Genomic DNA, 18,817 nt, shown 5'->3' on the forward strand with positions numbered 1-18,817 from the left:
ATACTCACAGAGTTATCCACAAATACACTATATAGGGTTAATTTTTACTCTACCAACACAATATATTGTGGCGTATTTAACGAAATGAGCTCATGGCATGTATTGATTTCGATCAATAAAATTGGGCCCTAGATTAAGATCAAATCGATCTTAGTGGCAGTGATCTCAGCTTGAAAGAAATGTATGAAAAAAGTGATTTTCACTCGATTTTCACTTGCTTTTTCTTGAGTGCTTATAGAATAAAGGCTGTCAATAAACACAAATTATATAGAGTATGACAAACACTAAACTTATATCGATTCTGGCGCTTCTGTTGATAACTGTTTCAACATTGTCTTTTGCAGAAACTTATCTTTCTATCACTGCATAGAATCTGGAATGGCTGATCATTCAATCTTCAAATCAATTTATTCCGCCACTACCAACCAGTGAGGATTTTACGGTACTTGCATAGCCCTTTTCGACTTCACTCGCGTTGAATGGCCATGTTATTAATGGGTACTCGGATGTATTTTGCCATCAGTGAACCCGTCATCATTGCGATAATGAAGATGAACATATCGAGGTTACCAAATGATAGGCTTGTGATAGCAGGTCCAGGGCAGATGCCTGCGAGTCCCCAGCCGGTACCAAATAGTATTGAGCCCGAGACTAATCTTCTATCAACCTTCTGGTTCCTTACTAAACAGAACGGCTCCCCCAGCAACGCATGTCTCCGAGTCTTGATTACAAAATGGTAAATAGGGGTAAATACGGCTAGCGCACCTCCCATTACAAACGCTAAGCTGGGATCCCAATCCCCCATGACATTTAAAAAACCAATAACACTTTCTGGATTAGTCATCCCAGACAACGCCATGCCAATACCAAACATTATCCCACTGGCTAGTGCAACGAATTGTTCAGATATTTGTGCTGGCATTTGAAGCTTAAGCTGTGACATGTTATCCCACCTTAGCGAACATAAACCGTCACAACCGCAGTGAACATGAAGATCAGCGTGGCCACAACGGAGCGTAGAGAAAATCGGCCGATACCACAGATACCATGGCCACTGGTACATCCATTACCAATACGCGTACCTAAGCCAACAAGCAAACCTGCTACGACCAAATGAGACGTTGATATAGAGTCGGGGCTAGGTACTTGTATCTCTAAAAAACTCACACTGAGTGCACCTCCACTTACCATTCCTGACAAAAACAAGATACGCCACAAAAAGTCATACCGATTAGGCGTAAAAACGCCATTTACAATCCCACTTATTCCTGCGGTCTTAGCGTTAAATAACAACAAAATCGCAGCTGACAGGCCAAGAAGAGTACCACCTATTAAAGAATGCCATGGAAAGGTTCCACTCATAATGACCTCCTACAAAACATATCGTGAAAAGATTCAATTAACGTTTCAATTCTAGGGTCCGCTAAAGAATAAAAAACTTGCTGCGAGACTTTGCGGGCCTGAATCATCTTGTGATTACGCAATATCATAAGATGCTGAGAAAACGCAGATTGGCTAAGTAAAGCGTTCTTCTGCAACTCTCCTGCCCCCATTTCGCCCTGCGTCAGTTGGCACAACATCATCAAGCGAACAGGGTGAGCCATAACCTTCAGCATATCTGAAGCCTCAGTCGCCCTTTCCCTCATTTCTGTAATATCAATCGTGTTTGAACTCATAACTGATAAATTAGCATTTACTAAATTAATGAAAATTATCACTCACTCTCGAACATTAGTCAATACTAATTTAGACATCATTGTTACACCAACTTCTTTGCCTAGCAACTTAGGCCATCACGTTAGCCCGTAAGACAAAAAGCCCACCAGTGCCACATTCCACTATCAACAATTCAATCAACTGTTATAGGAATTAAATATTTCTTTCACAATTCCTCCGTAGTATCAGCACGTTAAATCATGGAGGAACCATTTTGTTTACTGTTCATAAATTGACTACTTTGGCTGCTTGTACTGCTATTGCTCTAGCGGGTTGCACTTCTCTAGAAACAACTAAATTGACCGCAGAGTGTCAAGTTGCCGCCAAGCCTGAGAGCTCAGAGTCTTCTATCACCGGGTTAACATTACTCGGGACCTATGTCGCCGATAGTGAGTTTGATACTTCGGCAGCAGAAATCGTTGCTTATGACGAATGTAGCGATCAATTGTTTGTGGTGAATGCCCAAGCCAAGCGGGTCGATGTCATGACTTTAGATGCACAAAATCGTCCTACTAAAACCGCGCATATTGACTTATCCACTGCGGGTGAAATGGCCAACATCAAGATTGGCGCCGCCAATAGTGTTTCTGTTCACAATGGCTTAGTCGCAGTCGCCATTGAAAACCAAGTGAAGCAAGAAAATGGCTTGATTGCGTTGTACCATGCAGACACATTAGAACTGATTAAGACCTATCAAACCGGTGCACTGCCAGATATGGTGTCTTTTTCTAAAGATGGTCGTTACATAGCAACAGCTAACGAAGGCGAGCCAAATTCTGACTACAGCATCGACCCTGAAGGCAGTATCACATTAGTCGACCTCGCATCAGGTATCGAGCAAGCCGAAGTCAAACAGCTCTCATTCAAAGCGTTCAACCAAGGCGAATCACGACATGATGAGCTAATGGAAACCATCAGAATATCAGCTCCAGGGGCGACCGTTGCACAAGATTTAGAGCCAGAATACCTGACTTTCGCAGATGACGGCTATTTGTACGTTGCGCTTCAGGAAAACAATGCGCTGGCTAAAATTGATATTCACAAGGCTTCCGTTGACTCTATCTACGGCTTAGGTGGGAAAAGCTGGGAAACAAAAGCTCTAGATGCTTCTAACAAAGATAAAAAGCTGGGCAACTTGAACTCTTACCCTCAACTTGAAGGGCTTTACATGCCTGATTCTATCGCTAGTTTTCAAGTAGAGGGAGAAACCTACATCGCAACAGCCAACGAAGGTGATGGTCGAGAGTATGGTTTTAAAACCACTCAAGCGGTCTGCGATAGCAAAGGTTTTGAATGGGACGAAGATGACTTCACGGACTCGAGCCAATACAGCACTGAAAAAGGCTTCTGTATCGTATACAGCGATGAGCTGCGTGGTAAAGACCTTAACGTCAACGCATCACATCCACTAAAAAGCCAACTCAGTAACAAAAACCAACTTGCCCGTCTGAAAGTTGTAAAGCCGAATGGCGATTTAGCACAAGATGATGTGGTTTATAGTTTTGGTAGCCGCTCTTTTTCACTGTGGAATGCAAACGGTGAACTCGTATTTGACAGTGGCGATGAGTTTGCTGATATCGTCAATACACTTGATCCACAACACCTGAACAGCAGCAACGACAGCAATGAAACAGCTGATGACCGCAGTGATGATAAAGGAGTTGAGCCAGAGGCCATTGAAGTTGCATCAATTAATGGTCGGCAGTATGCATTTATCGGGTTGGAAAGGCAAGGTGGCATTATGGTTTACGATGTGAGCACGCCAACTTCACCGATGTTCATCAACTACATAAACAATCGCGACTTCTCCGAGCCAGTTTGTACTCAAGTTTCGGATGGCGAGTGTAGTAATGATACATATAACCCAGAAGCAGGTGATTTAGGTCCCGAATCGATTCGTTATTTTGCTCGACATGGTAAGCACCTCCTCGCAGTGGGTAACGAAGTCAGCGGAACTACATCGATTTACCGCATAGAACTTTAACTGCCTAGATCACATTACTGGGCTCAGTTTCCCTCTGCAATGATCATTCTCTATATTGTAAAAAGCGCCTTATGGCGCTTTTTTTGTTGAACTTAGCGTACGATAAAATAAATATTTACCCTCTTTTTCCCCGCCTTTCTATTTTCAATACTCCCAAGCCACTAATAACAAATTTATAAAGTTATTTATTCTGTAATGTTAAATAATTAGATAACAAAAAAGTAAATTAAGGACGATCATATGTGTTTACTTATTTTGTTGATACATGAATCAAGATCTTGATGGACAAAAAATAGCCGTTGCATTTAATAACGCTTAGTTATATTTTGTTTCGAAACATTAACATTTTATAAATTAAAAATGAAATTTGTCAGTTGTCTGTTAACACTTCTTTCTTCTGCCGTTATAGCAAATCCACTACCTGATGATGAGAAACTCATTGCTTCATTAATTGAACGCGGTGTTATTTGCGATAATCAAACCTATGAAGAAAAACAAGAATCTCTCCAGATTTATCTTGCTAATAGATTCGACAAAAAAAACAAAAACGATAAGAAAGATAATAACACCAATATAAAAAACAACCCGACTGAACAAAAGTGTATTTCAGCAATTAAGAAATAGCTCAGGCTGAAAGTCACTTAAAAGGAATCTTCCCATTGATTGGGATTTTGTTGTTCACGCAACGTTATAACCGCTTAATAAGTGGTATTTGGCAATCAAAATATAATAAGGAAATAATATGAGTCCTATGAGGAAAACACTGCTGGCAACAGCGGTGCTGACCCTTTTTAGTGTCAGTGGTCACGCCAAAACACCTATAGATTTAGGTGTGATGAACGAAGAAAAAATTATCGAGATGCTCGTTAGAAAAGGGGTTCTTGATGAAAATTCTTCGGTAGAAGAGCAAAAAAACGCCCTTGATAACTACTTAAACACAAAGCTTAATGGAGGCTTCAAAGGAGACGCTCAATTCGGCAAGAAAGCGCTGGAGCAGCGAGCTAAGATCCTAAAGTCTATCGAAGCAAAGAAAGGTCACCATAAAGCACATGTGTTTGCTTTTGATTTATCACAAAAGCGTACAGACAAAGTCCTTGCCCTACTCGTCGACTTCCCTGACTTACCTTGGGATGAAAACCGACTGACTTCCGAGCATACTGAGATGCTCTACGATAGTTACAAACCCGAACACTACCAGAACCTACTCTTCTCAGGTGCAGGCTATCTTGGCCCAAATGGAGAAAACCTCATCTCCATGCGTCAATATTACGAAAGTGAGTCAGGTGAAAGCTATAGCGTAGCTGGTCAAGCGGCTGGCTGGTACCGAGCGTCGAAGAACGCGTCTTTCTACGGGGGTAACTCTCCTACAACGGACAATGATATCAATGCTCAAGAGTTAGTACGTGAAGCCTTAAACCAGTTAGCACAAGATCCAAGTATTAATCTGGCCGACTACGATATTGAAGATCGTTATGATTACGATGGTGACGGCAACTTCCGTGAGCCTGATGGCGTCATTGACCACCTGATGGTATTCCACTCTTCGGTGGGTGAGGAAGCCGGTGGTGGTGTCTTAGGTGATGACGCAATTTGGTCTCACCGCTATAATTTAGGTAAGTATCATGTGCTTGAAGGTACGTCTAGCACCGTCCCTGGGCGCTTCGACGGTAAATATGCCGCATTTGATTACACTATCCAACCTATTGATGCCGCAGCAGGTGTCTGTGCTCACGAATATGGGCACGATCTCGGCCTTCCAGATGAGTACGACACTCAGTACACAGGTAAAGGAGAACCCGTCTCTTACTGGTCTATCATGTCTTCAGGTAGCTGGGCAGGAAAAATTGGGGGCACGCAACCAACCGCATTCAGCTCGTGGGCCAAACAATTTTTACAAGAATCCATTGGCGGCAAATGGATTGCTAACCAAACCATCTCTGCAGATGCTCTATCGAGCAAAGGTGAAGAGATTACGCTGTATCAGACAATCGACAATGACAAGCAAAACATGGTTCGCATTGACTTACCAGTCAAACGAACTGAAGGTCATAAACCGTTCGCGGGCAATTATAGCTTCCATTCAGGTAAAGGCGATGACCTAAAGAACAAGATGTCTCGTCAACTGACTCTACCAGAAGGCAACAGTGTCAAACTGACGTTTAAAGCTTGGTATCAGATCGAAAAAGACTATGACTACGCTCGAGTGCTTATCAACGGTCAGCAGATCGAAGGTAACATAACAACCATGGATGACCCATACAACACAGGTCTTGTTCCAGCCATCGCTGGCGAATCTGACGGTTGGATTGATGCCGAGTTCGATCTATCTCAGTGGGCAGGTCAAACCATTGAACTGAGTTTCGATTATGTGACCGATGGCGGCTTAGCTATGGAAGGTCTTCACCTCGATAATATTTCCATTGTGGCTGACGGTAACACAACTCTGATCGATGATGCGGAAGGTCAATCTAGCTTTACATTCGATGGTTATCGGTTAAATGATGGCTTCAATGAAGCTGCTCATTACTACTTACTGCAATGGCGTAGCCACAACGATGTCGATGAAGGTTTGAACAACATCAAACGCTTTGGCAAGCTGATGTCATTCGAGCCAGGGCTGATCGTTTGGTATGTAGATGAATCCATGACAGATAACTGGGTAGGTAAACACCCCGGTGAAGGTTGGCTAGGTGTTGTCGATGCCGATCAAAACGCCATGATTTGGGCAAATTCAGGAACAGCAGCGCAAACACGATACCAAGTTCGTGATGCAGCTTTCTCTTTAAATGACCAGAAACCAATGCGTCTGGAAAACAGCGACGGTGATGTACTTGAAGATGTGAGCCTGATTGGTAATGCCTATTTCGCTGACAACCAAGACTACTCAAACCCTCAAGCACCAGATGCTGGCCGACTTCTGACTGAGCACGGTGTTCAAATTGAAGTGATCAACCAAGCTGCAGACAACACTTACGGTGTAATCAAAGTATCGAAAGCAGAAGCACCTAATCAGCCGCCGGTCGCTGCATTTACGCTGTCTATTGATGGTTTGAAGGTCACTGCAACCAACACGAGTTCAGACAGCGATGGCTCTATTGTCGCTTACGACTGGGATTTTGGTAACGGTGAGTCGAGCAATGAGAGTGCTCCTACATGGACTTACCTCAATGACGGCAGTTATACAGTATCTTTGACAGTGACGGATGATCGTGGTGACCAGCACACAACGACAGAAACCATTACAGTAGAAGCTAACAACCTACTCCCAACCGCCAGTGCACGCTACATACACCTTGGTCGCTGGGTCACTATGTGGTCAACAAGTTCAGATCCAGATGGCCGCATCGTTGATACTGAATGGGTTCTACCAAACGGAAAAGTGAAACGTGGACGCATATTTACTTCTATCTTCCCGAGCTACGGTAAGCAAGAAGTCCGCTTGACCGTCATGGACAACAACGGTGATAAAGTCACTAAAATCATAACTGTCGATCTATAAGGGTTTCCCCGTTCCTTAACTTCCTACTCCTCTTATTTGAGTGAGATTTGAGCGCAACTTAAGTTGCGCTCTTTTTTTATCCATTACAGTTTTTTTTATTTTTATCATTATAGTAATCACCTTTTATTCTACGCATTACAGCCAATTCTATTTTTATCCCATGTTCGGCTAATGTTTTTTAACAAAAACATTAATAATGTCAAATGATACACTCCGTTTATTTCAATAAATCGCCACTTCAAAAAATAGCCATAAAATTCGACTTCTAAATGTTTAAAAATCAAACGAATTGCTTATTAATCACTCCTAATCATTAAACACTCATTTATGGATAAAAATTTGATCTTGATTCAATCTCAATTCATTTATCAAATGAATACTTTGACTGTTCTATGTTATATATGCAAAAAATAATGAGTAAATACTCTACAATCAAAATAATAAGTGCATAATTATGAATAAAACGTTAATTTTAGCTAGCTGCATTTTGGCAACACCTACCGTTTTTGCAGATAACTTACCAATGACACCAGAAGCTGTAACCGCAAGTTATGCTTCTAAAGTACAGGACACACAAACATACACTTATGTCCGGTGCTGGTACCGCCCTGCACAAAATCATGACGACCCTTCAACTGACTGGGAGTGGGCGCGTGATGATAACGGTGACTACTACACCATCGATGGGTATTGGTGGTCATCGGTTTCATTCAAGAACATGTTCTATACCAACGCCTCTCAAACAGAGATAGAAAACCGCTGTAAAGAGACACTTGATGTTCATCATGACAGTGCCGATCTTCTTTATTATGCCTCGGATAATCGTTTCTCATACAACCATAGTATTTGGACAAACGACAACGCTCTCAACAACAGAATCAATCGTATCATTGCTTTTGGAGATAGTTTGTCGGATACAGGTAACCTATACAATGGTTCCCAATGGGTATTTCCTAACCGCAACTCTTGGTTTCTTGGCCATTTCTCGAATGGCTTTGTATGGACTGAATACTTAGCCCAGGCAAAAGGGGTCCCGCTGTACAACTGGGCAGTGGGTGGCGCTGCGGGCACCAACCAATATGTAGCCTTGACAGGGATTTATGATCAAGTTACGTCTTACCTAACCTATATGAAGATGGCGAAAAACTACAACCCTGAGAACAGTTTAATGACTCTTGAGTTTGGCCTAAATGACTTTATGAACTATGGCCGAGAAGTGGCCGATGTTAAAGCAGATTTGAGCAGCGCATTGATTCGGTTAACGGAATCTGGAGCAAGTAATATTTTGCTTTTCACCTTACCCGACGCTACTAAAGCTCCACAATTTAAGTATTCAAACCAAGAAGAAATTGATACCGTTCAAGCCAAGATTCTTGAGTTCAATGACTTTATTGAAGAGCAAGCAAGGTTATATCAAGACAAAGGGCTAAACGTGGTTCTGTATGACGCCCACGATATCTTCGATAAAATCACATCCAACCCTAAGCAGCATGGTTTTGAGAACTCAACGGATGCGTGTTTAAACCTCAATCGCAGTTCTTCTATTGACTACTTATACAGCCATGAGTTAACCAATGACTGTGCCTATCATAGCTCTGATAAGTACGTGTTCTGGGGTGTCACTCACCCGACAACAGCAACGCATAAGTATATTGCCAATCAAATCATCGCGACGAAGTTAGATCAATTCAACTTCTAGAGTCAGTCCCTATCAAAAGAGGCAAAGTCATTTGCCTCTTTTCAATCTTTAATGCATTACTAAGCCGCAACATTCCTCACTCTGAAGACGTTAATGCCGAACAAAGTAATTACGGCAAGTACAAATGGAAGTACATAGATATTTAAGCTCTCCCACCCCACTGTAGCCTCTAACCAACCAGACAATAATGCAGTCATTGTCACACAGCTAAAGACAAAAAACTCGTTAAATGCCTGAGCCTTAGATTTGTTATGTGTCTCATAAGACTGACTGAACAAACTCGTAGCAGCAATAAACATAAAGTTCCATCCAACGCCGAGTAAAACAAGAGCCAATGAAAAATGCCAGATAGATTGTCCGTGGATATTGATTGCTACACACAGTACAAATAAGATAGCGCCAGTAAGGATCATCTGCCTTGCGCCATATTTCTCAATCAGTTTCCCGGTGAAAAATGCTGGAACAAACATCCCCAAAACGTGCCATTCAATAACCCCTGCGGCTTTCTCGAAATCGAAGCCACAACCAATCATTGCTAAAGGCGTTGCCGTCATCAAAATATTCATTACCGCATAAGCCACCATTGCCGCAAATACAGCTAACATGAAGTTAGGTGCTTTAATGATTTGCTTGATCGAATCTGGGCTATCTTTTGTTTTACTTAGCTGATGACTTGGAAATTCAATAGTTTGCAACAGGCATAATGCGATGATGTTAAGTACAATGAGAGACATAAACGCCCCAACATAAAGTGAATCACCTGTCATCTGCTGTGAGTAAACAGCAAGGTTTGGCCCAAGGATAGCAGCCAGTACACCACCAGCCATAGATATTGAGATTGCTTGATGCCGTGCATTTTCCTTACAAACTTCTATGGCTGCAAAGCGGTATAAAGTTCCAAAGCCGATACCAATACCTAATAGAAAAGTGCCGAAGCAAAACAAATAAAACTGCTCACTATACAGAGCGTATGTCGAAACAGACGCCCCCGTGATACCCACTAGATTCCCTAAGCTAAACCCTTTTCGCCGACCGAACCTCCCCATGATCAAAGACGCTGGAATAGTGGCACTCATCAAGCCAAGAAATTGCAGAGCTACAGGCAAAGTAATCATACTTTCACTCGGTGCGATTTCCTTACCTACTAGTCCGATCACAGATATCAGGAGAATGTTTCCTGTCATCAACAATGCTTGACACAGTGAGAGGATCCAAACGTTTCTGTTCACTTTAATGCCTCTTTAACCGCTGCATTTGCGTGTATCTCTGCAGTATCGAATAAAGGAACTTCCGTGTCGTCCTCGCTAATGAGTAAGCCTATCTCAGTACATCCGAGAATCACCCCCTGTGCACCTTGCTCACCTAAATCTTCTATGACCGTTTTAAAGTCCTGTTTTGATCTTACGCTCAGGGTACCAAGACACAGTTCATCATAGATGACGTCATGTATAAGTCGGCGCTGAACACCATTCGGAACAATAACCTCAATCCCAAATTTATCCGTCAGACGCTGTGTGTAAAATGACTGTTCCATGGTAAATGCAGTACCAAGTAAGCCAACTTTATTGATTCCTTGTTCAACCAATACTTGACCTGTTGTATCGGCAATATGCAGTAATGGAATAGAGATCGCCTCTTCTACCTGACTGGCTACTTTATGCATTGTATTCGTTGCAATAAGCACAAAGTCCACACCTGCTTTTTCTAGGGACTGGGCAGCATTACTCAGAATAACCGCTGCTTTCTCCCATTCACCTTTATGTTGCAAAGCTTCAATCTCCGCAAAATCGACGCTATTTAGAATCAACTTTGCAGAATGCAAGCCTCCCTTCTCTGCTTTGGTTGCTTGGTTAATCTGCTTGTAGTAGCTGACTGTTGACTCCCAGCTCATACCACCAATAATACCAATTGTTTTCATCGCACTTCCCTTCACATGATTACTACACCAATTAATCAAATGCGTAACAAAATTACAAGATGATTTCTAAGCTCACTGACATAAAAAAGCCCTGAGTAGAATCACTCAGGGCTTTTTCAATTTCTATCACCAAATTTAGCTGGTAACTTCTTCTTTGACGGGGAGCACTTGCTTGACATAGTCACCAGGAGCAGGGCCAAGTACAGGGAACTGCTCGTTGCCTGTATTAAAAGGCTCCACTTGCTCTTCTGGGCTAAAGCCTAATAGCCATTGATGCCAATGCGTCCACCACGATCCTTCAGTGTGCTGCGCATTACTTAACCATTCATCCGCGCTTTCATCTAAGCTGTCATTGGTCCAAAAACCGTATTTATTCTTAGATGGATGATTGACGATACCCGCAATGTGGCCAGACTCACCTAAAACGAACGTTTTATTACCACCAACGTTCAAAGCACCGCGATACGTGCCCTGCCACAAGGCAATATGATCTTCTTTAGTGGATACAAAGTAGCTTGGAATCTTAATCTTATTGAGATCGATCCATACACCACCAATCTTGACACCTTTGTCCTGTACCAATTTATTGTTCAAATACAGTTCACGAAGCATAAAGTTGTGACAGGTTGAACTGACATTGGTGCTATCACTGTTCCAGTACAACAGATCAAAATCTACTGGGCTTTGGCCTTTAAGATAGTTGTCTACATAGTAGTTCCAGTAGAGGCTATTTTCACGAAGCAGACTGAAGGTCACGCTCAAAGAGCGGCCATCCATATAGCCCTTAGCGTTATTCTGCGCTTCAATGGCACTGACAATCGTATCGTTGATGTATGCACCTACCTCTCCAGGTTGCGAGAAGTCGAGCAATGTAGTGAAGAAGGTAGCACTCTTAATACGTTTTTTCATTCGCTTAGCAGCATAGTAAGCAATAGTACTTGCCAATACAGTGCCACCAATGCAGTAACCCGCCGCGTTAATCTGCTCTTGTCCGGTAATATCTTCAATCGCAGATACTGCCTTGACCACACCATCCGTCACGTAGTCGCCAAACTCAACATGGCTTTGTGCCTTACCAGGATTACGCCACGACATCATAAATACCGAGTGTCCCTGTTCAAGCAGCCAACGAACCATTGAGTTTTTCTGGCGTAAATCAAGGATGTAATATTTGTTGATAAATGGCGGCACGATTAAAAGTGGTGTTGCATACACTTTTTCCGTCATCGGACGATACTGAATTAACTCAAACAGTTCATTACGATAAACAACTTCACCTGCCGTATTAGCAACATCATCGCCTAAACGAAACGCGTTATTGTTCGTCATGCGAATCTTTAAGATATCAGCACTCGACTCTGCGTCTTCTTTCAGTTGTTCTAAGCCTGCAAGAAGGTTTTCACCATTTTGCTCCAGAGTCAGTTTCAATAGCTCCGGGTTAGTCGCGATAAAGTTACTAGGAGACATCGCATTGATTGCTTGCCGAGAAAAGAAGCTAATGCGCTCTTTCGCTTTTTCATCTAAGCCTTCAATACTATCGATAGTTTGTAGGTAAGTTTTACTGAAAAGTAAGTATGACTGTTTGATGAAGTTATAAAACACATCGTTTTGCCACTCTTCATTGGAGAAGCGTTTATCTCCTTTTTCCGCTTCAACAACAGATGTGTTGTTTTGTGCCAAAACGACATTTTGCCAGATTTGCAGTTGCTGTTGCCACCAATCAGCTTGGATTTTCAACATAGTAGCTGGTTGGTTAGCTGCACTTTCGAAGAGTTTCGTTGTATCTTCGAAATTGACTTCTTGCATGGCTTTGTTTAGAGGGGAATTAACGGCTGCCCTGCTTAGTTCTAGATCTTCCCACCATTGTTGATTGGTTTCCTGAAGCTTCACAAGGTAGTCCGAAAAGAAGTGTTGATACATATTGCTACTCCTATGATCGGAAAAAATGCCGCCTCTCGGCGGCAAACAAGTCAGTGCTATGCGGGAGTCACTGTCTTAAGGTTTTCCGTAGTAAGCTGATCAACATCATCTTTGAACTCTTTAGCGATAGATTGTAGCTTGTTGCTGTCATCCATCATTTGCTGAGAGAGCTTTGTAAGTACAGAAAGCTGCTGGCTGTTGAATGCAGTCAGAGAAGTGACATCTTTAATCTCACTTGCCGCTTTCATTTGGGTTAGGCCCATTTCGCTGTAAGTACGGATAGCATTTAGCTGAAGCTCTGTTAACACTTCTACGTTCTTAGTCACAAGTTTGTTGAATTTTACGTAGGGCTCTAGGCTTTTTTCAGTTTGGTCTGTGAAAGATTTGAAAAAATCAGTGTACATAGTCTTACTCCTGGGTTAATTCCATTTTAATTTAGCTAAAATTCAGGCTCGAATTGAATTTAAGCGATTGATTTAATAACGACAGCCGTTCCCATACCGCCACCAACACATAGCGAAGCGACACCATAAGTCCCATTGCTTCGGTTAAGCTCGTGTACAAGAGAAACCAAAATACGGTTACCTGATGCACCCAGAGGGTGGCCAAGAGCAATCGCACCACCATTTACGTTGGCTTTATCTAAAATCGAAGAAACAGATACATCGTGCTCTTGTGCGAGTTTATGGATAACACCAAGCGCTTGAGCGGCAAACGCTTCGTTCAACTCATAAACATGTATATCGTCTGTGGTAATATCCGCTTTACTCAAAGCTTGCGTCACAGCTTCAACAGGCCCCAATCCCATGATCTGCGGGTCTAAACCGGACTGCGCGTAGCTAACTATTTCCGCAATGGGTTCTAAGCCATGTTGTTGAACCGCACTCTCGCTCGCAACGATAATGGCACTCGCACCGTCATTGATACCAGAAGCATTCCCAGCCGTTACCGTCCCTTCTTTATCGAATGCTGGGCGCAATTTTGCTAAACCACTTAGCGTAGCACTTGCTTTAGGATACTCGTCGGTATCGAACACAATGGTTTCTTTGCGTTTTTTCACATCCACCGCAACAATTTCATCAACGAATTTGCCCGCTTCAATCGCAGCCACTGCTTTCATTTGGCTAGCCAGAGCATATTCATCTTGCTGCTCACGGCTAATGCCCACTTCTCGCGCAACATTTTCAGCCGTTTTACCCATGTGGTATTGGTTAAATACATCGGTTAAGCCATCGTTGATGAGCAGATCCGTTAGATTCATGTTGCCCATCTTGTGGCCGTCGCGAATGTTGCTGGGCACAATGAAAGGAATTTGAGACATCACCTCTACACCAGCGGCGACGACGACAGATGCATCACCGGAGCGAATGTGGCTGACCGCGTCCATGACGGTTTTCATGCCACTGCCACATACCATATTCAGTGTATAGGCAGGCACAGTCTCAGGGATTCCAGCATAGATGGCGGCCTGACGACCAATTCCCATGCCTTGCCCTGCACCAACCACGTTGCCGACAATCACTTCATCAACTTGTTCAGGGCTTACCTTACCTTGTTCCAATGCAGCCTTAATAGCAATTGAACCTAGGTTTCCTGCTGCAATGTCTTTTAATGTTCCGCCAAATGCACCGATTGGTGTGCGTTTTGCGGCAACAATATAAACTTTTTCCATCACACTCACCCTTAATGCATGTATAAGCCGCCGTTTACGGACAATGTCTCACCCGTAATATATGCACCCGCATCGCTGACAAGAAATGATACAGACTTAGCGATCTCTTCTGGTGTAGCAAGACGCTTCATCGGGATCTGAGCTTTAATCGACTCCAGCACTTCTGGCTTCATTTGCTCCACCATTGGCGTGCCCGTGTAGCCTGGAGCAACCACGTTAACAGTGACACCACTTCTTGCCCCTTCCGCTGCAAGCGCTTTAGAAAAACCGATCATACCGGCTTTCGCTGCAGAGTAGTTTGTCTGACCAAACTGGCCTTTGAGACCATTGACTGAAGAGATATTAATGACTCGCCCATTGCCTTTTTCACACATCGCAGCAAACAAGGGTTGCGTAACATTAAACAAGCTATTGAGATTTGTTTCGATGACATCTTTCCAAGCTGATGCGGTCATTTTCTTGAACACACCATCACGAGTAATGCCTGCATTATTCACAACAACATCGATCGTGCCTTCTTCCTCTAATAGCAAAGCCAAACGTTCAGCACATTGTTCAGTGTTTGTGACATCCAACTCAAACAAGCGGACTTGATCTTCGTTGAATTCTTTGTCGTTAAACCAATCCAGAGCGCACTGATAGTTACCAGTAAAATAGGTAGCGATTACACGATAGCCATCGTTCACTAGTTGAGAAGAAATTGCAGAACCAATTCCGCCTTTTGATCCCGTGATCAAAGCGACTTTTTTCATTAAGAGACTCCATTCTTAACAGCAATTAAATTTATTCGCCACTAACTGGTGTTCAAGCCAAACACCAACCAACGTTATTAGTAATATTTCAGTAAGGCACTTTCTGTCCTTGTTCTGATAAATAAAACTAAACTCTTAATGTTACAGTTCAAATACTTTTTGAGTTTAGTTGCATAATGTTGAACGAGATCTCATAAGGAATGAAATGTTATATAAGTGTTAATTTTATATAAACCATTGATTTTAAATGAATTAAATTAAATCTCATTTTTATCAGAAGTGTATAAAACACTGTTTTAGCTTGAATTTTCATTGCTTACACCTATTTCATCAGTCTTTATCACCTTTTAAAAAGCAACTATTTTTGTTGCAGATAGGTTGATATTGTCATGACAAAACAATCAATTTCCTATGACGTTTAGTTTTCAGTATGCACTTTATGGAATTTACAATTCTAATAATTAAATAAAATACATCCTATTAATTTTGGAATATATTAAAATTCTCTAAATGTATTTTAAAATATAATCCTTTCTAAATATTTTATACTTATTCTATAACTCACCACCGTTGTAGAACCTAAAACATACCATGCCCCCAACCGCTATTTGAGGTCGCTTCTAACTCAGGGATGACCAGAGTTTAGTAATGTGTTTGTCACGGCTAGTTAGCTACACGTCTGCGCCCTGCGCTTATTTACCGCATGCATTATAGGTTTATGGTATGAATATTTTCGTGCTTTAAGAGATGAAAAGCGGTTAGATTTCTGATAGAAATACCGCGTCGTAAGTAATTGAAAAAGAAAATGCTAGAAAAAAAACAAGGCCGCCGTAGCGCCCAAGATGCCGAGCAGACGAAGTGCGATATCATGAAGGTTGCGACTAAACTATTTTGCGAGCTTGGTTATGAACGTGTCTCACTACGTAATATCAGTGAAAAAGCTGGAGTTTCACACAGTTTGATTCGTCATCACTTTGGTAGCAAAGAAAAAATCTGGCACGCAATCAGTGACCGATTACATAGCTATATAGAGGCTTATATTCATACCATCGTCAATAATATGCCCAAGGGTATAAATCCGAACATAAAGCTGTACTTGTTTTCTGTTCAGCTTCTCGCCCATCTATTGACCTTCAAGCAACCAATACAACTTATCGCCGATGCCGTACGTCAAGAAGATACACTTTTTGACTACTTCATTGACCATTCAGGCGAGCTGGAAGCGTTAGTCAACCGCATTGCTGATGACTATAATCAAGCATTCCCCAACACTCCGATAAAAATCTGGGAAATCAAATGGCAAATGATTATGTTTGCACACGGGGCAGCTAGCCTCGAACCATTCATGCGAGAAACCTGGAGGGATGAAACCGAGGACTATTCACAGTGCTTACTAAAGCATTGGAATATGTTCAATCAGATGATGGCATGTCGCTTTCAAGTTCCACAAACAGATATGCTTACACCGGATAAAGTTGAAGAGTTAGTCTTTGATCTAACTTGTGAGCGATAAAAAAGTCTGCGCTAAGCAGACTTTATCTATTGAAAATTATTTAACAGGTTCTGGAAGTTAGTATCGATAATAAAATACGTCGCCGCATACATAATGGAGAACAATATCGCTGATACACCTAATGTCACTCTTGGAGGTATAACTCGCTTCAAAGGTTGCTTTAGGTATTTGGCTTTAAGATTCACCAAGGATACTTTTTCGTTTTCCGCTAACCTTTCATCTTTAATGAGGCGATAAATTGTATTGGCAATATCGGCAAGTTTTTCCTGCCCTCTTTCTTCTCGGCCATACTTTCCTTGAAAGCCAAGCTGAATAAGAAGGTAAAGCAATTCGATGACGTATCGATAACGACGCGGATCTGCTTTCAAACGCTCAAGAATAGTAAAAAACTTATCACCACCTGAAGTTTCATTGTGAAACTCAGCAAGCAGACTATTTTGACTCCAGCTACTGTTTGATCCCCACTCTTGACGGCATACTGCTTCATCAATTGCAGCACATAAGCAATAGCGGATAACCAATATTGATGCACGATCGACTTCCATCTCATTTAGCTTACGTTCTCCCTTGCGTATTTCACGAGCAATCTGCTCCCGAAACGGCATAGGATCTTCGAGCCAAGGAATAGAAGACATGCATGACAGGCTGGCAATTAACCAAGAAAACTGATCTACCAGCGGGTTGACACCCATTTTCTCGATATTCGGGTCTTTAACCGCGATATTTCTCGACAAGTCAGGCGCGGGCATCACCTCCATTGGCTTACCCGGCTCTGGCTGGAACAATACAACGGTTACATCGTTATCTATGTAACTCATGCTCTAACTGCCCATAGCTGTAGCGATAGATTAGCGAAGTCTCCAGAAACATGTACTGCAATCGCCGATGCGCTTTCTAATGCCGCCCATTCTTCACTTGCTCTGTCGAGCTCAAAATAGGTATAACCTGCATGATATGGGAGCGCTCTCGGTACAACTGGCATTGGCTTAATACCGATACCAGGAAGCTGTAAGTTGATGAGATCACGAATATTATCGATAGACCCAATCTTGGTCTGACTAACAAATTGAGTATGAAGGACATCAAGGGTGACGTCTGCTTTGACAGCCAAAATAAAGGTCGCGGTTTCGACCACTTTCTTATCAGGGATTACCGCTGTACGAATACCGAAGTTCTGCTCTTGCAGCGTTAATGGTATTGCACGTTGCTCGGACATTACACTTAATGTGCGCTTCGCATTCTCCAACGTACGCGACAGACAACTCGTTAAATCACCGTGGTTATACTCTATGAATTCAGGCGGTCTACGAGAAGCAGAGCACAATGTTGAAAGCTCGCCTTCCGCCTGAAGCAAGATACGGTACAGTGACTCAGGATGAACACCTTCAACACTTGAAAAATGCCAGAATAGAGGTTCATAACGGTTGAGCGCTTGTAACAGCATAAAATCAGAGACCGTTGATACACCTTGCTGGTCAACGGTACCGAGGCGTTCCACAATCGATTCCGCGCGGTGCTTTAACATCGAAGCGAATTCACTGGTGAACTTGCTGAGTACTTCTGATGCATTGATATCAATACAAGTTGGAATGTAACGATCATCCAGTACAACACTGCCATCTGGTTTTACTTCGGAGACTTTAAGAATCGGAATTGCAGTATAAGCACTACGATCCTCATCTTCGTACATTAACCGAAACTTAAGTTGTCCGACCGCGATATTAGCCGTGTCTTCACTTTCGTATACCGCGTCGACAGCATCCTGATGACGCACAATATAACGAGCACCGTCTTTGTCAGAACCAAACAACTCTTCTCGTTCAGAAGGCAGCGGACAACACAGATAAATCACTTTATCGGTAATTGACGGGTCAACTTCCTTGACGTCAGGCACCTCAGCCAAAAGGGGCAAATCAAACGGCGTCCGATCTTGAAGAACACCTACCGCTCGGGTAACAGCGATTTTTCCTTGAGTCAGTAATTCTGTATTGATTTCGATACGATTCACACCCCAGTGTAGTGGTGTACTACTGGCAAACAGCATGGTGCTTAGTTTCGTCTGAGCACGATCAAATTGCTGGAAGTGTTGTGGTTTCATGAACATGCCATCTTGCCACACTACAGGATTATATAATGACATTTCG

16 protein-coding genes are annotated in these 18,817 nt (G+C 42.5%); 5 read left to right on the forward strand and 11 right to left on the reverse strand.

What is annotated here, in order from left to right; all coding sequences use genetic code 11:
• Positions 1 to 466 precede the first annotated feature (466 nt).
• The 3 genes from L1D31_RS00850 to L1D31_RS00860 are packed head-to-tail and all read right to left on the reverse strand — an operon-like array spanning position 467 to position 1,676.
• Complete coding sequence (locus tag L1D31_RS00850) at positions 467 to 943, reverse strand: YeeE/YedE family protein (protein ID WP_239835215.1); 477 nt, start codon at positions 941 to 943, stop codon at positions 467 to 469.
• An 11-nt stretch (positions 944 to 954) separates the two neighbouring features.
• A complete protein-coding gene (locus L1D31_RS00855) occupies positions 955 to 1,362 on the reverse strand; it encodes a YeeE/YedE family protein (RefSeq protein WP_239835216.1) in 408 nt (135 codons plus the stop codon).
• Positions 1,359 to 1,676 (reverse strand): metalloregulator ArsR/SmtB family transcription factor, encoded by a 318-nt coding sequence (locus L1D31_RS00860; RefSeq protein WP_239836351.1) that lies wholly within the window; start codon positions 1,674 to 1,676, stop codon positions 1,359 to 1,361. Before L1D31_RS00860 ends, L1D31_RS00855 begins: the two co-directional genes overlap by 4 nt.
• 281 nt (positions 1,677 to 1,957) lie before the next feature.
• Here L1D31_RS00860 and L1D31_RS00865 point away from each other — a divergent pair, with 281 nt between their 5' ends.
• From L1D31_RS00865 to L1D31_RS00880, 4 genes are all read left to right on the forward strand, one after another.
• A complete protein-coding gene (locus L1D31_RS00865) occupies positions 1,958 to 3,700 on the forward strand; it encodes a choice-of-anchor I family protein (RefSeq protein ID WP_239836352.1) in 1,743 nt (580 codons plus the stop codon).
• Positions 3,701 to 4,060: 360 nt separating this feature from the next.
• Positions 4,061 to 4,324: a hypothetical protein gene (locus tag L1D31_RS00870; RefSeq protein ID WP_239835217.1), complete on the forward strand. Its 264-nt coding sequence runs from the start codon at positions 4,061 to 4,063 to the stop codon at positions 4,322 to 4,324.
• A gap of 118 nt (positions 4,325 to 4,442) precedes the next feature.
• Positions 4,443 to 7,199 carry an immune inhibitor A domain-containing protein gene (locus L1D31_RS00875; protein ID WP_239835218.1) on the forward strand — a complete coding sequence of 919 codons (2,757 nt, stop codon included), beginning with the start codon at positions 4,443 to 4,445 and terminating at the stop codon, positions 7,197 to 7,199.
• 454 nt (positions 7,200 to 7,653) lie between these two features.
• Positions 7,654 to 8,898 carry an SGNH/GDSL hydrolase family protein gene (locus tag L1D31_RS00880; RefSeq protein ID WP_275666034.1) on the forward strand — a complete coding sequence of 415 codons (1,245 nt, stop codon included), beginning with the start codon at positions 7,654 to 7,656 and terminating at the stop codon, positions 8,896 to 8,898.
• A gap of 59 nt (positions 8,899 to 8,957) precedes the next feature.
• Here L1D31_RS00880 and L1D31_RS00885 read toward each other — a convergent pair whose 3' ends face one another.
• The 6 genes from L1D31_RS00885 to L1D31_RS00910 form a co-directional block, all read right to left on the reverse strand.
• Entirely contained in the window at positions 8,958 to 10,127 is a 1,170-nt protein-coding gene (locus L1D31_RS00885; RefSeq protein WP_239835219.1) for an MFS transporter, read from the reverse strand.
• A complete protein-coding gene (locus tag L1D31_RS00890) occupies positions 10,124 to 10,816 on the reverse strand; it encodes an aspartate/glutamate racemase family protein (RefSeq protein WP_239835220.1) in 693 nt (230 codons plus the stop codon). Before L1D31_RS00890 ends, L1D31_RS00885 begins: the two co-directional genes overlap by 4 nt.
• 135 nt (positions 10,817 to 10,951) lie before the next feature.
• Positions 10,952 to 12,736 carry a class I poly(R)-hydroxyalkanoic acid synthase gene (gene phaC, locus L1D31_RS00895; protein ID WP_239835221.1) on the reverse strand — a complete coding sequence of 595 codons (1,785 nt, stop codon included), beginning with the start codon at positions 12,734 to 12,736 and terminating at the stop codon, positions 10,952 to 10,954.
• Between the two features lie 56 nt (positions 12,737 to 12,792).
• Complete coding sequence (locus L1D31_RS00900; RefSeq protein ID WP_239835222.1) at positions 12,793 to 13,140, reverse strand: phasin family protein; 348 nt, start codon at positions 13,138 to 13,140, stop codon at positions 12,793 to 12,795.
• A gap of 59 nt (positions 13,141 to 13,199) precedes the next feature.
• Positions 13,200 to 14,408, reverse strand: coding sequence for an acetyl-CoA C-acetyltransferase (locus L1D31_RS00905; protein ID WP_239835223.1), 1,209 nt, complete (start codon positions 14,406 to 14,408; stop codon positions 13,200 to 13,202).
• An 11-nt stretch (positions 14,409 to 14,419) separates the two neighbouring features.
• Positions 14,420 to 15,160, reverse strand: coding sequence for an SDR family oxidoreductase (locus L1D31_RS00910; RefSeq protein WP_239835224.1), 741 nt, complete (start codon positions 15,158 to 15,160; stop codon positions 14,420 to 14,422).
• A gap of 805 nt (positions 15,161 to 15,965) precedes the next feature.
• On the opposite strand from L1D31_RS00910, the gene L1D31_RS00915 reads away from it, so the two are divergent.
• Entirely contained in the window at positions 15,966 to 16,673 is a 708-nt protein-coding gene (locus L1D31_RS00915) for a TetR/AcrR family transcriptional regulator (protein ID WP_239835225.1), read from the forward strand.
• A gap of 26 nt (positions 16,674 to 16,699) precedes the next feature.
• Here L1D31_RS00915 and icmH read toward each other — a convergent pair whose 3' ends face one another.
• Together icmH and tssK are read right to left on the reverse strand one after the other, a co-directional pair.
• Positions 16,700 to 17,491, reverse strand: coding sequence for a type IVB secretion system protein IcmH/DotU (icmH, locus tag L1D31_RS00920; RefSeq protein WP_239835226.1), 792 nt, complete (start codon positions 17,489 to 17,491; stop codon positions 16,700 to 16,702).
• Positions 17,488 to 18,813 carry a type VI secretion system baseplate subunit TssK gene (tssK, locus tag L1D31_RS00925; RefSeq protein WP_239835227.1) on the reverse strand — a complete coding sequence of 442 codons (1,326 nt, stop codon included), beginning with the start codon at positions 18,811 to 18,813 and terminating at the stop codon, positions 17,488 to 17,490. The genes icmH and tssK overlap by 4 nt, the downstream gene beginning before the upstream one ends.
• Positions 18,814 to 18,817: the final 4 nt, after the last annotated feature.

The sequence above is a fragment of the Vibrio sp. Isolate23 genome, assembly GCF_022398095.1.
Taxonomy (GTDB): Bacteria; Pseudomonadota; Gammaproteobacteria; order Enterobacterales; family Vibrionaceae; genus Vibrio; species Vibrio coralliilyticus_A.